We start from the raw sequence: 19,805 nt of genomic DNA, 5'->3' as shown, positions 1-19,805 counted from the left end.
CCTATGAGATATCAAGCGGCGAGCCGTCTTTGACGGTCCGCCGCTTTTGTCGTGATATGTCGAGCGCATTCGCGCCTGATCAAGCCGCCTCGACCATCTGGAGGGTCTTACGTGCCGCACTGGCTGCAACTGATGCTGGAGTCGCTGCCTTCGCTCTTGTGGGCGGCCCTGATCTTCACCGTGCCGTTGACACTGCTGTCCTTCGTTCTCGGCTTGACGGTCGGCCTCGGTGCAGCGCTTGCCCGGCTGTTCGGCCCGAAGCCGCTGGTCGCGCTTGTGCGCTTCTATGTCTGGATCTTCCGCGGCACGCCGCTGTTGGTGCAGCTGTTCCTGATCTTCTACGGCCTGCCGTCGGTCGGCATCCTGCTTGACGCCTTCACCGCCGCGTTGATCGGCTTCACGCTCAACATCGGCGCCTACACGTCGGAAATCATCCGCGCCGCTATAGGCTCGGTGCCGAAAGGCCAGTGGGAAGCCGCCTATTCGATAGGTATGACTTGGAGCCAAGCGATGCGGCGCACCATACTGCCGCAGGCCGGACGGGTCGCGGTGCCGCCGCTCTCCAACACCTTCATCTCGCTGGTCAAGGATACGTCGCTGGCCGCCGCCATCACCGTTCCGGAGATGTTCCAGGCCGCGCAGCGCATCGTCGCCACAACCTATGAGCCGCTGATCCTCTATGTCGAGGCGGCGATCCTCTATCTGGCGATGAGCTCGGTGCTGTCGGCCTTGCAGACGCGGCTGGAAGAACGACTCAACCGCTATGGCGGCTTCCTGGAGGCGCGCTCATGATCGGCCTCACCAACATCGAAAAGCGCTTCGGCGACAATCTCGTGCTGAAGGGCGTGACGGTCACCATCGCCGAAGGCAGTGTGACGGCGCTGGTCGGCCCTTCGGGCGGCGGCAAGAGCACGCTGCTGCGCTGCATCAACCTGCTGGAGATCCCGACATCCGGCACGGTGCGGATCGGTGACGAGACGCTCGAATTCCGCCCCGGCGTCAAGGTTCCGGCCAGGGATATCCAGCGCCTGCGCCTGCAAACCGGCATGGTGTTCCAGAATTTCCAGCTGTTTCCGCATCGCACCGCGATCGAGAATGTCATGGAGGGCCTGGTGACGGTGCTGAAATGGCCAACGGAGCGGGCGCGCGAGCGGGCGCTCGCTTTGCTGGAAAAGGTCGGCATGGCACACAAGGCCGACGCTTGGCCGGCAACCCTGTCGGGCGGCCAGCAGCAGCGCGTGGCGATCGCCCGCGCGCTCGCCCCGTCGCCGAAAGTGTTGCTGTGCGACGAGCCGACCTCGGCGCTCGACCCGGAACTGGCGCAAGAGGTGGTCGACGTGCTCGGCAAGCTTGCCAGCGAAGGGACGACCATGGTGATGGCGACGCATGATCTGCGCCTCGCCTCCAAGATCGCCCAGGAGGTGGTCTTCCTCGATGCCGGCGTCATCGTCGAGAAAGGTCCGGCGGCCCTGCTGTTCGGCAATCCGGAACACCAGCGGACGAGGCGTTTCATTGCGACGCTGAAGCAAGAGGCGGAGAGGGAAGGCGGCGGCGAGGGGTAGGCGGCTACACGCTTCAGCCTATCGTCCCAGAAACAAAAAACCCGGCGCGAGGCCGGGTTTTTCATGGATTCAAAGGTGAAAAAAGTTCAGGCAGCTTCTTCCTGCTCGGCTTCCTCATTGTCGGCCTTGGCGCCCCGCTTAGGGCCCTTGTTGAGGTTGACCTCGATCAGGCGCACGGCTTCGGTTTCCGACATCCGGTTGACGGCCGCGATCTCGCGGGCCATGCGGTCGAGTGCCGCCTCGTAGAGCTGGCGTTCGGAATAAGACTGCTCGGGCTGGTTGTCGGCGCGGTAGAGGTCGCGCACAACTTCCGAGATCGAGATCAGGTCGCCGGAATTGATCTTCGCATCATACTCCTGGGCGCGGCGCGACCACATGGTGCGCTTGACGCGGGCGCGGCCCTGCACGACTTTCAGCGCGCGCTCGACATAATCCTCTTCCGACAGCTTGCGCATGCCGATGGAGGTCGCCTTGGCGACCGGCACCTTCAGACGCATCTTGTCCTTCTGGAAGTCGATGACGAACAGTTCCAGCTTGTGCCCAGCGACTTCCTGCTCGTCGATCGAGACGATCTGGCCGACGCCATGCGCCGGATAGACAATGTACTCGCCGGTCTTGAAACCGTGACGCGCAGCGGTGGACTTCTTCTGCGGGGTTATCGTTGCCATTGCGCCCTGAACTCCTTGTTGTGGTACCGGCGTCCTGCCGGCCCGAACTCGCGCGATCGGGGAAACCGATCGTTAGCCGCACAACAGATGAACCCATCCGGAAAAGCCGGGACCGGCAAACCGCAATAGTGCGACCGCCTGGCCCAGATCGCTCTGGTCCGGAATGAGATTTTCACCTTTCAGTGATTTGGGGCGTCTGCGCCATAAATCGACGTTGTGTCACCGGCATGTTTGGCTGATGTAACACAAAAAGTCGGAAGAATCAAGGTTTTGCTGCATAAGCGAAGGCCACAGTTAAGCGCCGCCTGTCAAGGCGCTTTATGTGACCTGTCTCTTACCCAACGTAATACCAGCCTTTGCGGACCTGTTGTCAATCGCCTTCGCCGGGCTCGGCCGAGAAGTATTTCTCGAACTTACCGGCCTCGCCGTCGAAGGATTTGGCGTCGGCCGGAGGTTCCTTCTTGGCGGTGATATTGGGCCATTTCTCGGCGTATTCGGTGTTGATCTGCAACCATTTGTCGAGCCCTGACTCAGTGTCGGGCTTGATCGCGTCGGCCGGGCATTCCGGCTCGCAGACGCCGCAGTCGATGCACTCGTCGGGATGGATGACGAGCATGTTCTCGCCTTCGTAGAAACAATCGACCGGACAGACCTCGATGCAGTCCATATATTTGCATTTGATGCAATTGTCGGTCACGACATAGGTCATCGGTCGGCTCCGGGACGTCCCATTTTGTTGGGCTTTTTCCGTGAGGTAACGCCTTTGCCCGCCGCTTGCAAGGGCAGCCATGCCTTGTGGCATCAGCGTTTCCGAAATGGAATTCCAGACAGCAGGCCCAGCAGGGATCGGTCATGTCCTGCGAAGTGCCTCGTTCGCCGGGTTCAGGCTTCGTTTTGTGCGTCTCGTTGCCCCAAAATCGTCGCGCACTTTTTTGGCCGACACATCAGTCATCGCCAAGCAACCGGTCGGTCTGGCGGCGTTCCTTCTTCGTCGGGCGGCCGCTGCCGGCCTCGCGCAGCGCCGGAATTGCATCGGGAGGGGCTTCGCCCGTCGGCGCGGGCGGCGGCGAGATATCCTCGTACAGCGTGCGTGCCTCCTCGGCCGGACCACGCCGCACGCCGGCGGTCAGCACCTTCCAGACGAAGATCCGACGATCAAGTGTGATGGTCAGGACGTCTCCGGGCTTGACCAGATCGGAGGCCTGCGCTGCTTTGTCGCGATTGATGCGAACCCGGCCGGCGACCACAAGTTTCGCCGCCAGCGAGCGCGATTTCACGGCGCGCGAGAAGAACAGCCATTTGTCGATGCGCTGGCGGTCTCGGGCAGCCGTTGGGGCAACCATCGACGCGAGCCCTGAGTCTACTTCTTCAGCTGGTCGCGCAAAGCGGCGAGCTTGGCGAAGGGCGAGTCCGGATCGAAGCGCACCGGGCGCTCCTCGCGCGGCTTCGGCTGAAAGGTCGGCTTTCCGCCGCCCTTGCCTCGATCGGGGCCGCCACCCTTGCCATCCGGCCTGCCGCCCTTCCAGTCGGGCCGACCTTCGCGGCGGTCGGGGCGCTCGCCCTGTGGGCGGCCTTCACGACGCTGCTCGCCCTCGCCCTGCGGCTTGGGCTTGAACTTCGAGCGGTCGAAGCGCGGCTTGCCGGTGCCGTCGCGTCGCCCCTCGTGAGCAGGACGTTCTCCAGGCGTCGCTGGGGCCGGTGCTCCGGCAGCATCGGCCGGTGCATCGCTTCGGCCGCGCGCCTGTCCGTTGCGCGAGCGATTGTTGCGGCCGGGATGGCGGGGGCGCTGTTCGAAACGGCCCTGACGCCACAACAGGATCGGCTTTGGCGCCTCGGCTTCCGGAGCGGGCTCGCTGGCGGCTGCATCGGCCACCACGACAGGCTCGTCCGACGTCACTTCCGCCGCGGGCGCAGTTTCGGAAACTGGCTCGGCCGATGCGGTCGCGACAGGTTCGGCTTCCGTCTCTGGCTCGGCAGCCAGCACGGGTTCGGCGACCACTTCGACGACGGCCTCCGTTGCTGCTTCTTCCGTGGCTTCGGCCGGCGCTTCGGGTTGTTCTTCCGCGACCGGCTCGGCCGCCGCTTCCGCTATGGGTTCGACAGGAATTTCGGCCGTGGCCTCGACAGCGGCAGCCGGCTCCGAACCTTCGACCGGCGCCTCCGCAGCCGCGTCGACCGCCGCGGCTTCCGCTGCCTTGGCCTGCTCGGCCCGTGCGGCCTCTTCAGCCGCGGCCTTCGCCGCCGCCGCTTCGCGCGCGGCATTGTCCTGCGCCTCGAGCCGCGCCTTGACCTCGACGGCCGGCTTCGGCTCGGCACGGTAGCCGAGACCTTTCAGGATCTCTTCCATGTCGTCGGCGGTGGCGCCCAGGATCGACATCATCGGCGGCGTCACCATGAAGGACTGGCCGTCATAGGCGCCGTCCGGCCGTTGGCCGAGACCAGGCTTCCAGTTGGTCGCCGGGCGGATCAAATCCGCCAGCCGCTCCAGAATGTCGATGCGCACCGCGCGGCGGCCGAGATTGCGGTAGCCGGCAAGCTTGTAGAAGGTCTTGTCGAAAGTGGGATCGATGACCACCGAGGTGCGGCCGGAGGCGAGTGCATGGACCACGTCGCCAAAGCCCGGCTTGTCCTTGCCGTCGTTCTTCAGCGCCCACAGCAGCGTCACCAGTCCGGCTGGCGCCGGCTTGATCAGCGCCGGCACGAAGACATGGTAGGCGCCGAAGCGCACGCCGAGCCGTCGAAGGGCTGCACGGCCCTCCTGGTCGAGCGACTTCATCTCTTCGGCAATGTCGCGGCGGTTGATGAGGCCGAAATTCTCGACCAGCTGGAAGGCGATACCGCGGCCGATGCCGGCAATCTGATCGGCGTTCTTCAGGTCGATCAGCGGCTTCAGCAGCAACTCGATCTGGAAATTGACGAAACGTTCGGCACGCGCCGCGACCTTGTCGCGCGCCGGGCCGGTCAACTGTTCGTCGGCCAGCAGCACGAGGCGCGGCTTGAGCGTGTCTTCGCCGGCAACCAACGTGCCGATCGGCGCGCCGATCCAGCGCAGCGTGCCATCCGAGCCAAGTGCGATGTCGCCATTGGCGCTAGCACCGAAGCGTTCGGCGCGCGCTTCGAATTCGGCGGCCAGCGCCTTCTGGGCGGCGGTGCGCACAGCCTTGGCGTCTTCGCCGCCGGCGGTCTGGTCGGCGGTGAAGCGGAACCCTTGCAACTCGCCGACATGATGGCCTTCGACAAGGACGGTTCCGGTAGGACTAATTTCGGCTTCAGGCATGGTATTTTCTCTAAGGCGCCGCATGAGGACGGAAGTCCTGCGGTCTACGAAGCGTTTCGTCAACCGCTCATGCAGCGCATCCGACAATCTGTCTTCGATTTCGCGCGTCTTTTCCTGCCAGTGTGCCTGATCGGCCAGCCAGCCGGGCCGGTTCGACACGAATGTCCAGGTGCGGATCTGGGCAATGCGATGCGACAGCGTGTCGATGTCGCCTTCTGTGGTGTCGGCGCGGCGCACCTGCTCGGCCATGTAATTTTCATCGACATGGCCATGCCGGGCAAGGTCCGTATAGATCGAAGCAATGAGGTCGGCATGCTGGGCCGGCGCGATCTTGCGGTAGTCGGGCAGCGCGCAGGCTTCCCACAGCAGCGCCACGCGTTTGGCATTGGTGGCGAGTGCGCGGATGTCCTCGTCGCGCGACAGGTGCTCGAGCGCCTGCGCATCGACGGCAGGCAGTGCCCGCGTCAGCCCCTCGACCGGGGCGTTGGTCTCGATCGAGCGTTTCAGCGCGTCGAGGCTGGCGAAGTCGAAATGCGCGGTGCGCCACTGCAGCACCTTCACCGGGTCGAAGTCGTGGCCTTCGATCTTCTTGACCAGATCCTCGTCCAGCGGATCGACCTGGCCGGTGACGCCAAACGTGCCGTCGCGAAGATGCCGACCGGCGCGGCCGGCGATCTGGCCGAGCTCGGCCGCCGTCAGGTTGCGATACTGATAGCCGTCGAACTTACGGTTCTGGGCGAAGGCGACATGATCGAGATCAAGGTTGAGACCCATGCCGATGGCGTCGGTGGCGATCAGATAGTCAACGTCGCCCGACTGGAACAGCGCCACCTGGGCGTTGCGGGTGCGAGGCGACAGCGCGCCGAGCACGACGGCGGCGCCGCCCTGCTGGCGGCGGATCAATTCGGCGATGGCATAGACCTCGTCGGCGGAGAAGGCGACGATCGCCGTGCGCCGCGGCAGCCGCGTCAGCTTCTTCGAACCGGCATAGGCAAGATGCGACAGCCTCGGCCGCGTCACCACGGAGACGCCCTTCAAGAGGCGCTGGAGGATGCCGTGCATGGTGGCCGCACCCAGCAGCAGCGTTTCCTGGCGGCCGCGCAGGTGCAGGATACGGTCGGTGAAGATGTGGCCGCGCTCGAGATCGCCGGCCAACTGCACCTCGTCGATGGCGACGAAGGCGGCGTCGGTCTCGCGCGGCATGGCCTCGACGGTGCAGACCGAATATTTGGCGCCGGGCGGCTGGATCTTCTCCTCGCCGGTGATCAGCGCGACCTTGTGGGCGCCGACCTTTTCGCAGACGCGGCCATAGACCTCACGCGCAAGCAGCCTGAGTGGCAGCCCGATGATGCCGCTCTCGTGCGCCACCATGCGCTCGATGGCGAGATGGGTCTTGCCGGTGTTGGTCGGCCCAAGCACGGCGGTCACGTCACGGCCCGACAGGATCAGCGGCTCGGTATGTTTCGACTGGATGTTCATCGACCTGGAAATAAGGCTTTCTGGTCTCTCGTTGTCGGGAGCGTGCCTCAAGTGGCGCGTATGACAGGCGACACATAAGGATTTCGAGCGCGAAGCGAAAGCGGAATGTTCCACCGGCGGCTCGAAGTCGTCTCCTGTCAAGCTCCAGATTGGTTGCGGATTAACAGTTGGAACGAGTCTGGAACGAATCGGACACGAATCAGTGACTCGACCAGATTCAGCTTTTGTTCACGGCTACATATGGATTTTGTGACCATGAGTCTCACCACATGCTGAATCAACGAACTGGCCCGTTTCATGCAGGGCGAGCTCTGCCGTTAACCTTTGCCGGCGAACGACTGGAGTGCCTTGGCCAGCCACATCCAAGATTATGAAATTGTTGATCTTTCCTAAGCGGCGTTAAGGATTTGACGGGCGATTCCGGTTGTCGTCGTTAACACTCCGCTCAAAGCCGGAACGAATCGGCTACGAATCGGCGATGCCAGAATCTTCCCGGTTTGTTCACCCCAATATCTTGTGTTGCGAACAGCTTATCCACCAAGAATCCACAGGTTGCAAAGCCACTTTTGCACAAGGCGGCCGGTGGTTGTTAACCTCTGCGTGCCGGATTGGGTCAGCAACCGGCGAATGACGGACCGGTTTGCCGGTCCGTCGATCTCTCCACTCACACCGGCGCTTCTGCCGTGGACAGAAAACCGCTTCGCACTTTCCTGGCCTGCTTCAGGCGAAGTGAGATGCTTCAGGCGAAGTATTGGCCGCCATTGGCTGTGATGGTCGAGCCGGTGATGAAGCCTGCATCTTCGGATGCGAGGAAGACGACGCAGCGGGCGATCTCTTCCGGCTCGCCGAGGCGACCGATCGGGATCTGCGGGATGATGCGCTCGTTGAGCACCTTCTCGTCGATCGCCTTGACCATTTCGGTGGCGATATAGCCGGGACAGATGACATTGACGGTGATGCCGGCGCGGGCCCCTTCCTGGGCGAGCGCCTTCGAAAAACCGATGTCGCCGGCCTTGGCGGCGGAATAATTCACCTGCCCGGCCTGGCCCTTCTGGCCGTTGATCGAGGAGATGGTGATGACGCGGCCGAACTTGCGGTCGCGCATGCCGCTCCACAGCGGATGCGTCATGTTGAAGACGCCGGACAAATTGGTGTCGATGACCTCTTTCCACTGTTCGCGCGTGATCTTGTGGAACATCGCGTCGCGGGTGATGCCGGCATTGTTGACCAGCACCGAGACCGGACCGAGATCAGCCTCGACCTGCTTGATGCCGGCGGCGCAGGAATCGTAGTCGGCGACCGACCATTTGTAGACCGGGATACCGGTCTCGGCCTTGAATTTCGCCGCCGCGTCGTCATTGCCGGCGTAGTTGGCGGCAACCGAATAGCCGGCGTTCTTCAATGCGATCGAGATCGCCGCGCCGATGCCGCGCGATCCGCCTGTGACGATTGCTACCTTGGTCATGCGTTTCCCCTATTTTGATATCGCCCTGTTGTCGGGCTTGGCAGGCACTGCATACCGACCGGGCGGCTCGCGCCGCCCGTTCAGGTGATATCCTTAGAGCGCTTCCACGCACATGGCGACGCCCATGCCGCCGCCGATGCACAGGGTGGCGAGGCCTTTCTTGGCGCCGCGCCGGCGCATCTCGAAGACCAGCGTGTTGAAGATGCGGGCACCCGAAGCACCGATCGGATGGCCGATGGCAATGGCGCCGCCATTGACGTTGACGATCGAGGGATCCCAGCCCATGTCCTTGTTGACGGCGCAAGCCTGGGCGGCAAAGGCCTCGTTGGCCTCGATCAGGTCGAGATCGCCGACCGACCAGCCGGCCTTCTCCAATGCCTTGCGCGAGGCCGGTATCGGACCGGTGCCCATGATCTGCGGGTCGACGCCGGCGGTTGCCCAGGACACGATGCGCGCCAGCGGGGTGATGCCGCGCCTCGCCGCTTCCGCTTCGCTCATCAGCACCGCACCGGCGGCGCCGTCGTTGATGCCGGAGGCGTTGGCGGCGGTCACAGTGCCGTCCTTGTCGAAAGCCGGCTTCAGCTTGGTCATGGCGTCAAGCGTGGCGCCGTGACGGATGTACTCGTCCTGGTCGACAATGGTGTCGCCCTTCCTGCCCTTGATGGTGACGGCGACGATCTCGTCCTTGAACTTGCCGGCCTTCTGCGCCGCCTCGGCCTTGTTCTGCGAGGCGAGCGCAAACTGGTCCTGATCGTCGCGGGTGATCTGGAACTGACGAGCGACGTTTTCGGCGGTGTTGCCCATGTGGTAGCCGTTGAAGGCATCCCACAGTCCGTCCTTGATCATGGTGTCGATCAGCTTGAAGTCACCCATCTTGACGCCGGCGCGCAGGTGCTGGGCATGCGCCGAAAGCGACATCGATTCCTGTCCGCCGGCGATGACCACCTTGGCATCGCCGGTGGCGATCTGCTGCATGCCGAGCGCAATGGCGCGCAGGCCCGAGCCGCAAACCTGGTTGAGGCCCCAGGCCGTGGTTTCCTTGGGCAGGCCGGCATTGATCGATGCCTGGCGGGCCGGGTTCTGACCCTGAGCGGCGGTCAGCACCTGGCCGAGGATGACCTCGTCGACCTCGCCTGGTTCGACACCGGCACGCGACAGCAGTTCCTTGATGACGATAGCACCGAGCTCATGCGCCGGGGTGGTGGCGAAAGCGCCGTTGAAGGAGCCGACCGGCGTGCGCGCCGCACTGGCAATGACGATGGAAGCGGACATTTTCTTCTCCAGACTTCAAGGGTGTTGTTCTGTCGTTGAGGACTTTTCTTGCCCTTTCCAGAACCCAAGTCAAACCGGAAATGGGCATGGCGCCCATGCGCTGCAAGCACATCGCGCCTTGCGATGGCGCTGCTCTGTCCGTTGCTGCGCAGCATATTTTGCCTGCTATGCAGCATTTAATGATGCCGCAGTGCACAAACTGCTTGGAATTGTGAGGCTTTTGCGCATATCCTCAAAAAAGGCACAATCGTTACCGGCGGCTTACTCGGGGGCGCCGGTGTCCCGGGGAGGATGCAGATGGCCGCGAAAGACGATCCGATCATCATCAAGAAATACGCCAATCGCCGCCTCTACAACACAGGCACCAGCACCTATGTGACGCTCGAGGACCTCGCCGAGATGGTCAAGAAGGGCGAGGAGTTCACCGTTCAGGACGCCAAGACTGGTGACGACATCACCCATCCGGTGCTGACCCAGATCATCTTCGAGCTGGAGAACAAGGATGGGCAGAACATGCTGCCGATCCCGTTCCTGCGCCAGCTGATCGCCTATTATGGCGACCAGATGCAGATGATCGTGCCGAGCTTCCTCGAACAGTCCATGCTCGCCTTCTCCAAGGAGCAGGAACGCTTTCGCGAGCAGATGAAGGGTGCGCTCGGCAAGTCGCCGCTGGACATGATGAAGATCACCACGCCGATCAAGGCGCTGGAGGAGCAGACGCGCCGCAACATGGAAATGTTCCAGAATGCGATGCGGCTGTTCACGCCCTTCCCGCCGGCGGGTTCCGCGCCGACCCCGGCCGAGCCGGCCAGGAAGGAAACACCGGAAAAGCCCGACGACCTTCAGGATCTGAAGGATCAGATCGCCGCCATGCAGCGCAAGCTCGACACGATGTCGTGAGCGGTTCCGATCGAAAGATCCGCTAGCCGGCACATGCCGCTATAGCGGCAGCAATCCCTCATAGCGGCCGCGTGGCCTGATGACACTTCCACTTGTCACCTGTTCGATCGTGTGCGCGGCCCAGCCGACGCTGCGTGCGAGTGCGAACAGGCGGAACGGTGCATCGCGCGGCAAGCCAAGGCCGCGTGTCAGCACGGCCAATGCGAAGTCGATGTTCGGGCGCGTGCCGGTCGCGGCAAGGGCCGCATCACGCAGCGATTGAGAGAGATCATCGATGTCGATCACGCTCAGCAATGCCGCCGCGCGGGGATCGCCGTCGGGATAGAGCGGATGGCCGAAGCTCGGCAGAGGCCGGTCATGGCTGAGCCAGCGCCGGATCGCCGCCTCGGCACCGTGCCGCCCCGCATCCTCGGCCAGTTGCATCACCGCTTCGCCGGCGCCGCCATGGCGAGGGCCTGACAGTGTCGCCAACCCAGCGAGCAGGCAAGCGGCCATCGGCGCTCCGGTCGAGGCCGCGACGCGGGCGGCGAAGGTCGATGCGTTGAGTTCGTGGTCGGCGAGCAGGACGAGCGCGCGGCGGATCGCATCGGCTCCCGCTGCATCCACCGACCAGTCCCGCGCCAATCGCCGATGAACTGGGTCCGGTCCCGGCGATGCTCCCAAGGCGCAGGCCAACACGCCGACCGCGTGCGCGGCATCGGCATGCAGCGAGGTGGCGCTGCGCCCGAGTGAAGGCCGCCCCTGGCCGGCAAGCACGGCAAGTTGCGCAAAGGCCGAGGTCCGGCCGGGTTGGTGGGCCGCATCCGGCGCCGGCGCTCGGAAGGCCACCGGTTCTGGCAGCGCCCACAGCACTGCCGCTGTTTCTTCCAGCGTGGCACTCGCTGAAAGCGCAACGGCGTCCTGGCCACGATAGACAAGATGACCGTGCAAGACGGTCGAGATCGAGGTGACGATCGACGGTTCGCCCCAGGCAATGGCGCTTTCGGCGATGGCCGACGGGCTGCGTCCTCGCGCCCTTCGCGTTGCCAGTGCCGCTATGTCGTCGGCACGATATTGGCTGCGGCGCGGATCGGCGCGGTCCGGTTGCATGCCGATGCGGCCGCGGCTGACATAGGCGTAGAGTGTCTGGGGCCGCACCTTGAGCCTTTCCAGCGCCTCTTCCCGCGACAACCACTCGGACATATCGAACTCTGATATTGATTATATTGATCAAGATTGATCGGCAGATTGCCTAGCCTTATCTCTGACACGGAAATGGATCAAGGAGGCAGGATATGGCGAATGGGCTCGACGACGTGGTGGCGGCTGAAACCGTTCTCTCCGACGTGGATGGTCTTGGCGGCCATCTGACCATCCGCGGCCATTCCCTGCGGGACCTGGCCGGACGCTGGAGCTACGCGCAAGTGGTCAGCCTGCTGCTCGATGGCTTCTTCGAAGACCTTCCCGGCGATGCCGAACTGGCGCGAGCGCTGGGCCAGGCACGCGCAGAAGTGTTCGAGCGGCTTTTGCCCTCATTGCCCTTGCTGACTCCGCTCGATGTCTACAGCGCCATGCGCGCCGGCATGGCGCTGCTGCCGGACGGCGAGACTTTGCCGGACGCGCTACGGCTGGTTGCGGCGCCCGCGGTGCTGACGCCGGCCCTGCTTCGCCTACGGCGCGGTGGGGCGCCCATCGCGCCGGACAGCCTGTCCGATCATGCCGCCGACATGTTGAGGATGCTCAACGGTCGCGCCGCCTCGCCGGTGCTGGCGAAAGCGCTCGACACCTATCTGGTGACCGTCTGCGATCATGGCCTCAATGCCTCGACCTTCGCCACCCGCGTGGTCGCGTCGACGCAGGCCGGCCTGACATCGTCCGTGCTGGCCGGGCTCGGCGCGCTCAAGGGCCCGCTGCATGGCGGCGCGCCCGGTCCGGTGATCGAGATGCTGGATGCGATCGAGGCGCATGGCGATGCCGCCGGCTGGCTGCGCGACGAGGTCGCGCATGGCCAGCGCATTATGGGCTTCGGCCATCGCATCTACCGCGTGCGCGATCCGCGTGCCGATGTGCTGAAGGCGGTCGTGCGGCAACTCGGCGGCGAGAGCGAAACCGGTCGCCGGCTGGCCTTCGCGGAGACAGTGGAGCAAGCCGCGCTCGACGTGCTGCGGATCGCCAAGCCGTCGCGCTCGCTGCAGACCAACGTCGAGTTCTACACCGCGCTGCTGCTGGAGGCGGCGGGTTTCCCCAAGGAGGCATTCAGCAACGTCTTCGCCGCCGGGCGTGTCGCCGGCTGGATTGCGCACGCCCGTGAACAGCAGACGACCGGACGGTTGATCCGGCCGCAGTCGCGCTATGTCGGGCCGGTGCCGGACCTCGTTGCCTGAGGCTGTCTGCCTGTTTCGATGGATGCCGCCTCCTCCGCTCCGAAGCGGCGAGGCGGTTCTTCATGACCGAAATTTCATGTGATCACGCGACCGTGTTCGTGTTCTTGCCTTGGTCAGGACTTATATGCTGCACTGCAACATAGGTCCGCTGTAACCGAACCGTCCCGATCCCCGGGCGTGATGAGGCCTGCAGCATCCAAAACGACAGGAACGCCATGACGAAAAACGGCAAGGCGGAGGAAACGAAGAAGATCAACATCGCGCTTCAGGGCGGCGGCTCGCACGGGGCCTTTTCCTGGGGTGTGCTCGACCGGCTGCTGGAGGATGGCAGGCTGGAGATCGCAGCGGTGTCCGGGACCAGCGCCGGCGCCATGAACGCGGTGGCGCTAGCCGACGGCTTCGTGCGTGGCGGCGTCGAGGGAGCACGGCAAAAGCTCGATGATTTCTGGCGCGCGGTGGCGGCAAAGGGCCGGTTCAGCCCGGTGCAGCGCATGCCGTGGGATGTCGCCTGGGGCAATTGGTCGATCGAGAACACGCCGGGCTATGTCTTCTTCGACACCATGTCGCGGGTATTTTCGCCTTATGTCGCCAACCCGCTCGGTCTCAACCCGCTGCGTGACGTCGTGCAGAAGGAGATTAATTTCGCCAATGTTCGCGCTTGCAAGTCGATGGAACTGTTCATTTCGGCGACCAATGTCGAAACCGGGCAGTTGCGCGTCTTTTCCGACGGCGAGATCGATCTCGACACGGTGATGGCCTCGGCTTGCCTGCCGCAACTGTTCCGCGCCGTCGAGATCAAGGGCGTGCCCTATTGGGATGGCGGCTATGGGGGCAATCCGGCGCTTTATCCGTTCTTCAAGACGGCGGCGACCGAGGACGTGCTTCTGGTGCAGATCAATCCGGTGGTGCGGGAAGGAACGCCAAGGAGCGCCAACGAGATCCAGAACCGCATCGACGAGATCACCTTCAACGCCGGGCTGTTGCGCGAATTCCGCTCGATCGCCTTTGTCAAGGAGCTGATCGCCGCCGGCCGCCTGCCGCATGGCGAATACCGCGACATCCGCATGCACCGCATCGATGCCGACGAGGCGTTCAAGGACCTGTCGGCGTCGTCGAAGGTCAATGCCGAATGGGCGTTCCTGAGCTATATGCGCGATCTCGGCCGCACCGCCGCCAGCGACTGGCTGGAGGAGAATTACGATGCGGTCGGCAAGCGCCCGACGCTCGATCTGTCAGGCGAGCTCGATGACGGCTTCAAGCCGGTGCGTGGTCCCGCACCTGGCCGGCGGGTCAAGGAATTCCTCGCTGTGCGCAAGAACCCGGAGGCAGAGCGCCGACGCGCCTGACCCGAAAACCGGCACAGCCTGGCTTCTTGGCTTCATCCAGCTTTTAGGGTCAGGTCGATCACCCTGATCAGGGCGGCGGCGGCCTGCCGCTGCCCGCTTGGATCGCTGATCCGCGCCTTCATGCCCTCCAGCCCGTCGAGCAGCATGTCGGCAAGCAGTTGCGCCGACAGGCCCTTGGCGGTGAGATCGGCGCCGTTCCTGGCAGCCTCGCCGTCGATCGCGGCGGCGATATGTTCGACAAGACCGCCGCGCCAGCAGCCGACCAGATCGCCAAGGCTCGATTTCATGTCCAGCAATTCGGCGCCGTGCGGCGAGGCAACGACCGCGCTCATCATCGAGATGAACGCCTCGTCGATGGCTTGCGTCATGCGCTCAGTGAAAGCGCCATCGCCGGCCAGAGCCATTTTCGCCGACTCGACCGAGCGCGACAGCACCATCATGGCGATGGCGCGGAAAATGTCGGTCTTGTTCTTGAACAGGAGATAGAGCGCCGGCCGCGACATGTCGGCGGCGCGGGCGATGTCGTCCATGGTGGTGCGGGAGAAGCCATAAGCCAAAAACACCTTCATTGCGCCGTCCAGGATACGGACGCGTTTGGGGTCAGCGGCGGCGATGTCTTCGATCTGATTCATGAGACAACATTATCCTGTAAAAATCTCAATTGACAAAATGACGTAATTTGTCAATCTGTATCGAGACGAAGCGACCCAAGAGGACGCTTCGCCTTTGGGCTGTGGACGACAACAAAAGGGTATCCCCATGCGCCTCACCGTCGATGGGCAGTCATTCGACATCAACGCCGATCCCGACATGCCGCTGCTGTGGGCGTTGCGCGATCTCATTGGCAAGACCGGACCGAAGTACGGCTGCGGCATCGCCGCCTGCGGCGCCTGCACCGTGCATGTCGACGGTCAACCGGTGCGCTCCTGCTCGCTCCCGGTCGGCGAGGTCAGCGGCGCCGTCACCACCATCGAAGGCATCGGCACGGCGGACAAGCTCCATCCGGTGCAACAGGCATGGCTGGAGGAACAGGTCGCGCAATGCGGCTACTGCCAGGCCGGCCAGATCATGAGCGCGGTGGCACTGCTCGACGAGGTCGCCGATCCCAGCGACGCCGACATCGACAACGCCATGGGCGGCAATCTCTGCCGCTGCGGCACCTATCCGAAGATCCGCTCGGCCATCAAGAAGGCCGCCGCGCTCAAGACGGCGGGGCTCTGACCATGGCCAGTGTCGGAAAGATTGCTCGCCGCACGTTCCTGATCGGCGCGGCTGCCGTGGCGGGCGGCGTGGCCGTCGGCTACTACTACTATCGCAAACCGTTTCCGAACCCGCTCGAGACCGACCTCGGCAAGGATGAGGCGACGTTCAACCCCTATGTGAAGATCGGCGCCGACAACACCATCACCATCGTGGCGCCGCGCGCCGAGATGGGGCAAGGCATTTCGACGACGCTGGCCGTCATGGTCGCCGAAGAGCTCGATGTCGGTCTCGATCAGGTCAAGGTCGAGCCCGGCCCGGCCTCCTATGCCTACTACAACGCCGCGATCCTCGAAGAGGGCGGCCCGTTCGCCTTCTTCGACGAGAGCATGACCGCGCAGGCGGTGCGCTCAGGTCTCGGCGTGGTCGGCAAGCTCCTTGCTATTCAGGCCACCGGCGGCTCGGCTTCGGTGCGCGACGGTTTCGACAAGATGCGCCAGGCGGGCGCCGCAGCCCGCCATTTGCTGATCGCCGCGGCGGCGCAGAAACTCGGCGTTGCCGCCGCCGATCTGGAAAGGGCCAATGGGTCGATCCTGCATAAGGCATCTGGCAAGTCGCTGACCTATGGCGCGGTTGCCGCGGCTGCCGCCGCCATGGCGCCGCCGGCCGAAGTCAGGCTCAAGGACAGGGCCGACTGGAAACTGCTGGGAAAGCCGCAGAAGCGCATCGACATGCTGACCAAGGTCACCGGGGCGCCGATCTTCGGCATCGATGTCAGGCTGCCAGACATGCTCTACGGCACGGTCAAGATGAGCCCGCGCTTCTGGGCCAAGCCGGTCAAGGCGGATCTCGCCAAAGCCGAAAAAATGCCCGGCGTGATCAAGATCGTAGCGCTCGAGACGAATTACGGTCATGGCTTCGGCATCATCGCGGAAAATACCTGGGCGGCCTTCAAGGCGGCCGATGCCATCGACGCCCAATGGGCGGATCCCGAATATCCGCTCAGCAGCGCCGCCATTTCCGACGTGCTCAAACAGGCGCTCGGCACCAATGGTTCGGCGATGCGTGACAATGGCGATGTCGATACCGCCTTTGCCGACGCGCCACGCGAAAGGATGGTCGAGGCAGACTATGCGGTGCCCTATCTGGCGCATGCGACGATGGAGCCGATGAACGCCACGGCGCGGTTCAAGGATGGTGCCCTCGACATCTGGTGCGGCAACCAGGCGCCGACCCTGGTGCGGCAGCTTTGCGCCAACGCGGTCGGCATCGAGCAAGACAAGGTCACCGTGCACACCACCTTCATGGGCGGCGGTTTCGGCCGCCGCGTCGAGATGGACTACGCGCTGTGCGCCGCACTGATGGCGAAGGCGACAGGCGGGCGTCCGGTCAAGGTGACGTGGACGCGCGAAGAGGACATGCGTCACGACGCCTACCGGCCGGCCGCAGTCGGCAAGTTCCAGGCGCGGCTCGGCGACGACGGCATGCCGGTCGCCGTCGACCTGAAGATCGCCTCGCCATCCATGATAGCCAGCACCTTGCGCCGGCTGTTCCCCTCGATATCGCCGCTTGGACCCGACAAGAGCATCGTCGACGGCGCCTATGACCAGCCCTACACCATCCCGAACTATCGGGTGAGCGGTGTCGCCGCCCCTGTCTCCATTCCCGTCGGCTCCTGGCGATCGGTCGGCAGTTCGATCAACGGTTTCTTCCATGAGGGCTTCATGGACGAGATCGCCACAGCCGGCAAAATCGATCCGGTCGAGATGCGCAAGAGGCTGATGGCCGCCTATCCCGCGGCGGTGAAGGTGGTGGAGAAAGTCGCGGCGATGGCGAAATGGGGCGAGGCGCTGCCCGCCGGCAAGGCCAAGGGCATGGCCTTCACGCTGTCCTTCGGCAGTTGGGTCGGCGAGATCATCCAGGTGGCGGACACACCGGCCGGCATCCGCATCGAGAAGGTGTGGATCGCCGCCGATGTCGGCACCGCGCTCGATCCGGGCATCATCGAGGCGCAGCTGATTTCCGCCGCGATCTACGGTCTTTCGGCTGCCATGGGACAGGAAATCACCTTCGCCGACGGCATGGTCGAACAGTCGAACTTCCACGATTTCGACGCCATGCGGATCTTCCAGTGCCCGGTCTTCGAAGTCGCCATCCTGGAAAATTTCCACAAGATGGGTGGCGTCGGCGAGGTTGGCACTCCGCCGGCCGCACCGGCGCTGGCCAATGCCATCTTCGCGCTCACCGGCAAGCGCATCCGCACGCTGCCTTTGTCGAAAACGGTGGCCTTCGCATGAAGAGGCGCGTCATCATGCTGACGCCTGCTGCCATGCTAGTCTTTGTGGCGTCGTTCGCAACCGCACAGGAGAGCCAAACATCACCGAGCCAGGCGGTCGACATGACCAAGGGCCTGTCCGAATGGGACAAGATTTATGCGGTGTTCTCACACCCGCGCTGCGCCGATTGTCATGTCGCGGACGGCCGGCCGCGCTGGTCGGGTGCGCACTATGGCGGCACGCGCGTGCACGCCTTCAATGTCCAGCGCGGTGACGACGGATCGGGCTTCGGCAATCCTGGTCTGCGCTGCACGACTTGCCATTTCGCAAGCAATTCCAATGCATTGCATGGACCGCCCGGAGCCGAGAACTGGCGCCTGGCGCCGGCCGAGATGGCCTGGTTCGGGAAATCCTCCGCCGAAATCTGCGCCCAGATCAAGGATCCGGCGCGCAATGGCGGTCGCAGTTTGGACGATATCGCGCTGCATGTTCGCGACGACAGGTTGGTCGGCTGGGGCTGGGCGCCGGGGTCGAACCGTGAGCCGGCTCCGGGTTCGGCCGAAGCAACCTTTCAAGCGATCGAAAACTGGTTGGCGGTGGGTTCACCTTGCCCTGTGCCGTAATGGTCTTGCAACTTTAAGGCTATATCGCGGTGCAACTTTGATGTAGAAGCGCGCTTCGCCGATCACGGCAAATTGAAGATGGCCTGGCGCGCACCCATATCGGCGACGCGCCCGCGTTATGAGGACGCTGGCCGAATCCGCAGTGGAAAAAACGACGATGAGAATCAGGTTTCACAAGCTTGCAGCCGTTGTTGTGCTCATTGGTTTCGCGGCCTGGATGGCGACAGGCGAGTTTTCGTCGGTCGGCAGCGTCGCCGCCAACAAGGCCAAGGCGGCCGAAGCCGAGCAGGCCAAGGCGCCTGACGCGAACAAGCCCAAGGCTGCCGAAGCCGAGCCGAAGGCCCCGTTGCGCACCGTCGCGGTGGTGACGCCGCCGCGCAAGACCTATGCGCGCGCCATTCGCATTTCCGGGTTGACCGAAGCCGACAAGCGGGCCGTGCTGGGGACGCGCGTTGCCGGTGTCATCGACAAGTTGCCGGTCAAGCAGGGCCAGCACGTCAAGACCGGAGATCTGGTGCTGATGCTTGCGGCCGAAGAAAAGATCTCCATGGTCGACAACGCCAAGCAATTGGTAGTGCAGCGCCAGGCTGAGTTGGACGCAGCTCTGCGACTGATGAAGTCAGGCAATTTGCCGAAGCTGCAGCTCGATACAGCGCGCTCGAACCTGACTTCTGCGCAGTCGATGCTGGAAACGGCACAGGCCTTACTCGAGCGCAATGAGGTGAGGGCACCTTTCGACGGCGTTATTGACCGGGTGCCGGTGGAACTCGGCAGTTCCATCATGGAGGGCGGCGAGGTGGCAACCATCCTCAAGCTTGACCCGGTGATTGCCCGCGGCGAGATCAGCGAGCGCGACCTCGGCTACCTCAAGCTCGGCGACAAGGCCAATGTGCGGCTGGTCAGCGGCCAGACGGTCGAAGGCACCGTGCGCTACATCAGCCGCGACGCCTCGTCGGCGACCCGCACTTTCCGTGTCGAGGTGGCGATCCCCAATGGCGACGGCTCCGTGCCCGCCGGCATGACGGCGGAAATCGCGCTCAACGCTCAACCGACCGACGCGGTCGTGCTGCCGCGCTCGGTGGTGACGCTGGGCGACAAGGGCGACCTCGGCATCCGTGCCGTCGGTAAGGACAACAAGGTGGCGTTCTTCCCGATCGACCTCGTCGATGACACACCGACCGGCCTTGTGCTCGGCGGAATCCCGGCCGACGCGCGCATCATCGTCGCCGGCCAGGAACTGGTGAAGGAAGGCGATGTGGTCAACCCGGTCGAGGCCGACCAGGCGACCCTCCGGAAGCTGTTGGGCGAGGCGACGGCCGGGACACAGTAGCAACCGGTCGCGACGGGCCAGCCCTGGGCGGGGACAATCGGCTG

At 64.0% G+C, this 19,805-nt stretch carries 17 protein-coding genes; 9 read left to right on the top strand and 8 right to left on the bottom strand.

Features of this window, described 5'->3' with window-relative positions; all coding sequences use genetic code 11:
- The first annotated feature begins 111 nt into the window (after positions 1 to 111).
- Together CGZ66_RS26420 and CGZ66_RS26415 are read left to right on the top strand one after the other, a co-directional pair.
- Positions 112 to 792 (top strand): amino acid ABC transporter permease, encoded by a 681-nt coding sequence (locus CGZ66_RS26420; RefSeq protein ID WP_095089467.1) that lies wholly within the window; start codon positions 112 to 114, stop codon positions 790 to 792.
- The gene (locus CGZ66_RS26415) at positions 789 to 1,562 is read left to right on the top strand and encodes an amino acid ABC transporter ATP-binding protein (RefSeq protein ID WP_095089465.1); all 774 of its coding nucleotides are present in this window, start codon (positions 789 to 791) and stop codon (positions 1,560 to 1,562) included. Before CGZ66_RS26420 ends, CGZ66_RS26415 begins: the two co-directional genes overlap by 4 nt.
- 86 nt (positions 1,563 to 1,648) lie before the next feature.
- Here the strand turns inward: CGZ66_RS26415 and CGZ66_RS26410 are convergent, their stop codons facing one another.
- The 6 genes from CGZ66_RS26410 to CGZ66_RS26385 all read right to left on the bottom strand — a co-directional run bounded on the left by CGZ66_RS26410 (position 1,649) and on the right by CGZ66_RS26385 (position 9,723).
- The gene (locus CGZ66_RS26410) at positions 1,649 to 2,230 is read right to left on the bottom strand and encodes a CarD family transcriptional regulator (protein ID WP_006327799.1); all 582 of its coding nucleotides are present in this window, start codon (positions 2,228 to 2,230) and stop codon (positions 1,649 to 1,651) included.
- A gap of 370 nt (positions 2,231 to 2,600) precedes the next feature.
- Positions 2,601 to 2,939, bottom strand: a complete 339-nt coding sequence (gene fdxA, locus CGZ66_RS26405) for a ferredoxin FdxA (RefSeq protein WP_095089463.1) — start codon at positions 2,937 to 2,939, stop codon at positions 2,601 to 2,603.
- Between the two features lie 235 nt (positions 2,940 to 3,174).
- On the bottom strand, positions 3,175 to 3,573 hold the full coding sequence (locus CGZ66_RS26400) for an RNA-binding S4 domain-containing protein (RefSeq protein ID WP_095089461.1): 399 nt from the start codon (positions 3,571 to 3,573) through the stop codon (positions 3,175 to 3,177).
- Between the two features lie 17 nt (positions 3,574 to 3,590).
- Positions 3,591 to 6,986, bottom strand: coding sequence for a helicase-related protein (locus tag CGZ66_RS26395; protein WP_095089459.1), 3,396 nt, complete (start codon positions 6,984 to 6,986; stop codon positions 3,591 to 3,593).
- Positions 6,987 to 7,725: 739 nt separating this feature from the next.
- On the bottom strand, positions 7,726 to 8,451 hold the full coding sequence (gene phbB / locus CGZ66_RS26390) for an acetoacetyl-CoA reductase (RefSeq protein ID WP_095089455.1): 726 nt from the start codon (positions 8,449 to 8,451) through the stop codon (positions 7,726 to 7,728).
- Between the two features lie 93 nt (positions 8,452 to 8,544).
- Positions 8,545 to 9,723, bottom strand: a complete 1,179-nt coding sequence (locus tag CGZ66_RS26385) for an acetyl-CoA C-acetyltransferase (protein ID WP_095089453.1) — start codon at positions 9,721 to 9,723, stop codon at positions 8,545 to 8,547.
- A gap of 297 nt (positions 9,724 to 10,020) precedes the next feature.
- On the opposite strand from CGZ66_RS26385, the gene phaR reads away from it, so the two are divergent.
- Positions 10,021 to 10,623 (top strand): polyhydroxyalkanoate synthesis repressor PhaR, encoded by a 603-nt coding sequence (gene phaR / locus CGZ66_RS26380; RefSeq protein ID WP_095089636.1) that lies wholly within the window; start codon positions 10,021 to 10,023, stop codon positions 10,621 to 10,623.
- Positions 10,624 to 10,662: 39 nt separating this feature from the next.
- On the opposite strand, the gene CGZ66_RS26375 is transcribed toward phaR, so the two are convergent.
- The gene (locus tag CGZ66_RS26375) at positions 10,663 to 11,805 is read right to left on the bottom strand and encodes a citrate synthase (RefSeq protein ID WP_095089451.1); all 1,143 of its coding nucleotides are present in this window, start codon (positions 11,803 to 11,805) and stop codon (positions 10,663 to 10,665) included.
- Between the two features lie 92 nt (positions 11,806 to 11,897).
- Between CGZ66_RS26375 and CGZ66_RS26370 the strand changes: the two genes are divergently transcribed.
- Positions 11,898 to 12,986: a citrate synthase/methylcitrate synthase gene (locus tag CGZ66_RS26370; RefSeq protein ID WP_095089449.1), complete on the top strand. Its 1,089-nt coding sequence runs from the start codon at positions 11,898 to 11,900 to the stop codon at positions 12,984 to 12,986.
- Between the two features lie 215 nt (positions 12,987 to 13,201).
- Positions 13,202 to 14,332, top strand: a complete 1,131-nt coding sequence (locus tag CGZ66_RS26365) for a patatin-like phospholipase family protein (RefSeq protein ID WP_095089447.1) — start codon at positions 13,202 to 13,204, stop codon at positions 14,330 to 14,332.
- A 32-nt stretch (positions 14,333 to 14,364) separates the two neighbouring features.
- Here the strand turns inward: CGZ66_RS26365 and CGZ66_RS26360 are convergent, their stop codons facing one another.
- Positions 14,365 to 14,964: a TetR/AcrR family transcriptional regulator gene (locus CGZ66_RS26360; RefSeq protein ID WP_095089445.1), complete on the bottom strand. Its 600-nt coding sequence runs from the start codon at positions 14,962 to 14,964 to the stop codon at positions 14,365 to 14,367.
- Between the two features lie 127 nt (positions 14,965 to 15,091).
- On the opposite strand from CGZ66_RS26360, the gene CGZ66_RS26355 reads away from it, so the two are divergent.
- The 4 genes from CGZ66_RS26355 to CGZ66_RS26340 all read left to right on the top strand — a co-directional run bounded on the left by CGZ66_RS26355 (position 15,092) and on the right by CGZ66_RS26340 (position 19,761).
- A complete protein-coding gene (locus tag CGZ66_RS26355) occupies positions 15,092 to 15,553 on the top strand; it encodes a (2Fe-2S)-binding protein (protein WP_095089443.1) in 462 nt (153 codons plus the stop codon).
- A 2-nt stretch (positions 15,554 to 15,555) separates the two neighbouring features.
- Positions 15,556 to 17,829, top strand: a complete 2,274-nt coding sequence (locus CGZ66_RS26350) for a xanthine dehydrogenase family protein molybdopterin-binding subunit (RefSeq protein ID WP_095089441.1) — start codon at positions 15,556 to 15,558, stop codon at positions 17,827 to 17,829.
- Entirely contained in the window at positions 17,826 to 18,431 is a 606-nt protein-coding gene (locus CGZ66_RS26345) for a hypothetical protein (RefSeq protein ID WP_095089439.1), read from the top strand. Before CGZ66_RS26350 ends, CGZ66_RS26345 begins: the two co-directional genes overlap by 4 nt.
- Positions 18,432 to 18,588: 157 nt before the next feature.
- Positions 18,589 to 19,761: an efflux RND transporter periplasmic adaptor subunit gene (locus CGZ66_RS26340; protein WP_095089634.1), complete on the top strand. Its 1,173-nt coding sequence runs from the start codon at positions 18,589 to 18,591 to the stop codon at positions 19,759 to 19,761.
- Positions 19,762 to 19,805: the final 44 nt, after the last annotated feature.

This window comes from Mesorhizobium sophorae, from assembly GCF_002270415.1.
Classification (GTDB): Bacteria; Pseudomonadota; Alphaproteobacteria; order Rhizobiales; family Rhizobiaceae; genus Mesorhizobium; species Mesorhizobium sophorae.
Note: the sequence above shows the minus strand (reverse complement) of the source record. Positions and strands in the feature narration are given on the sequence as shown.

Excerpts from the sequence above, each read along its gene's own strand:
- CGZ66_RS26415 (WP_095089465.1), top strand. The coding sequence starts at position 789 with ATGATCGGCCTCACCAACATCGAAAAGCGCTTCGGCGACAATCTCGTG.
- CGZ66_RS26410 (WP_006327799.1), bottom strand. The coding sequence starts at position 2,230 with ATGGCAACGATAACCCCGCAGAAGAAGTCCACCGCTGCGCGTCACGGT.
- fdxA (WP_095089463.1), bottom strand. The coding sequence starts at position 2,939 with ATGACCTATGTCGTGACCGACAATTGCATCAAATGCAAATATATGGAC.
- CGZ66_RS26400 (WP_095089461.1), bottom strand. The coding sequence starts at position 3,573 with ATGGTTGCCCCAACGGCTGCCCGAGACCGCCAGCGCATCGACAAATGG.
- CGZ66_RS26395 (WP_095089459.1), bottom strand. The coding sequence starts at position 6,986 with ATGAACATCCAGTCGAAACATACCGAGCCGCTGATCCTGTCGGGCCGT.
- phbB (WP_095089455.1), bottom strand. The coding sequence starts at position 8,451 with ATGACCAAGGTAGCAATCGTCACAGGCGGATCGCGCGGCATCGGCGCG.
- CGZ66_RS26385 (WP_095089453.1), bottom strand. The coding sequence starts at position 9,723 with ATGTCCGCTTCCATCGTCATTGCCAGTGCGGCGCGCACGCCGGTCGGC.
- phaR (WP_095089636.1), top strand. The coding sequence starts at position 10,021 with ATGGCCGCGAAAGACGATCCGATCATCATCAAGAAATACGCCAATCGC.
- CGZ66_RS26375 (WP_095089451.1), bottom strand. The coding sequence starts at position 11,805 with ATGTCCGAGTGGTTGTCGCGGGAAGAGGCGCTGGAAAGGCTCAAGGTG.
- CGZ66_RS26370 (WP_095089449.1), top strand. The coding sequence starts at position 11,898 with ATGGCGAATGGGCTCGACGACGTGGTGGCGGCTGAAACCGTTCTCTCC.
- CGZ66_RS26365 (WP_095089447.1), top strand. The coding sequence starts at position 13,202 with ATGACGAAAAACGGCAAGGCGGAGGAAACGAAGAAGATCAACATCGCG.
- CGZ66_RS26360 (WP_095089445.1), bottom strand. The coding sequence starts at position 14,964 with ATGAATCAGATCGAAGACATCGCCGCCGCTGACCCCAAACGCGTCCGT.
- CGZ66_RS26355 (WP_095089443.1), top strand. The coding sequence starts at position 15,092 with ATGCGCCTCACCGTCGATGGGCAGTCATTCGACATCAACGCCGATCCC.
- CGZ66_RS26350 (WP_095089441.1), top strand. The coding sequence starts at position 15,556 with ATGGCCAGTGTCGGAAAGATTGCTCGCCGCACGTTCCTGATCGGCGCG.
- CGZ66_RS26345 (WP_095089439.1), top strand. The coding sequence starts at position 17,826 with ATGAAGAGGCGCGTCATCATGCTGACGCCTGCTGCCATGCTAGTCTTT.
- CGZ66_RS26340 (WP_095089634.1), top strand. The coding sequence starts at position 18,589 with ATGAGAATCAGGTTTCACAAGCTTGCAGCCGTTGTTGTGCTCATTGGT.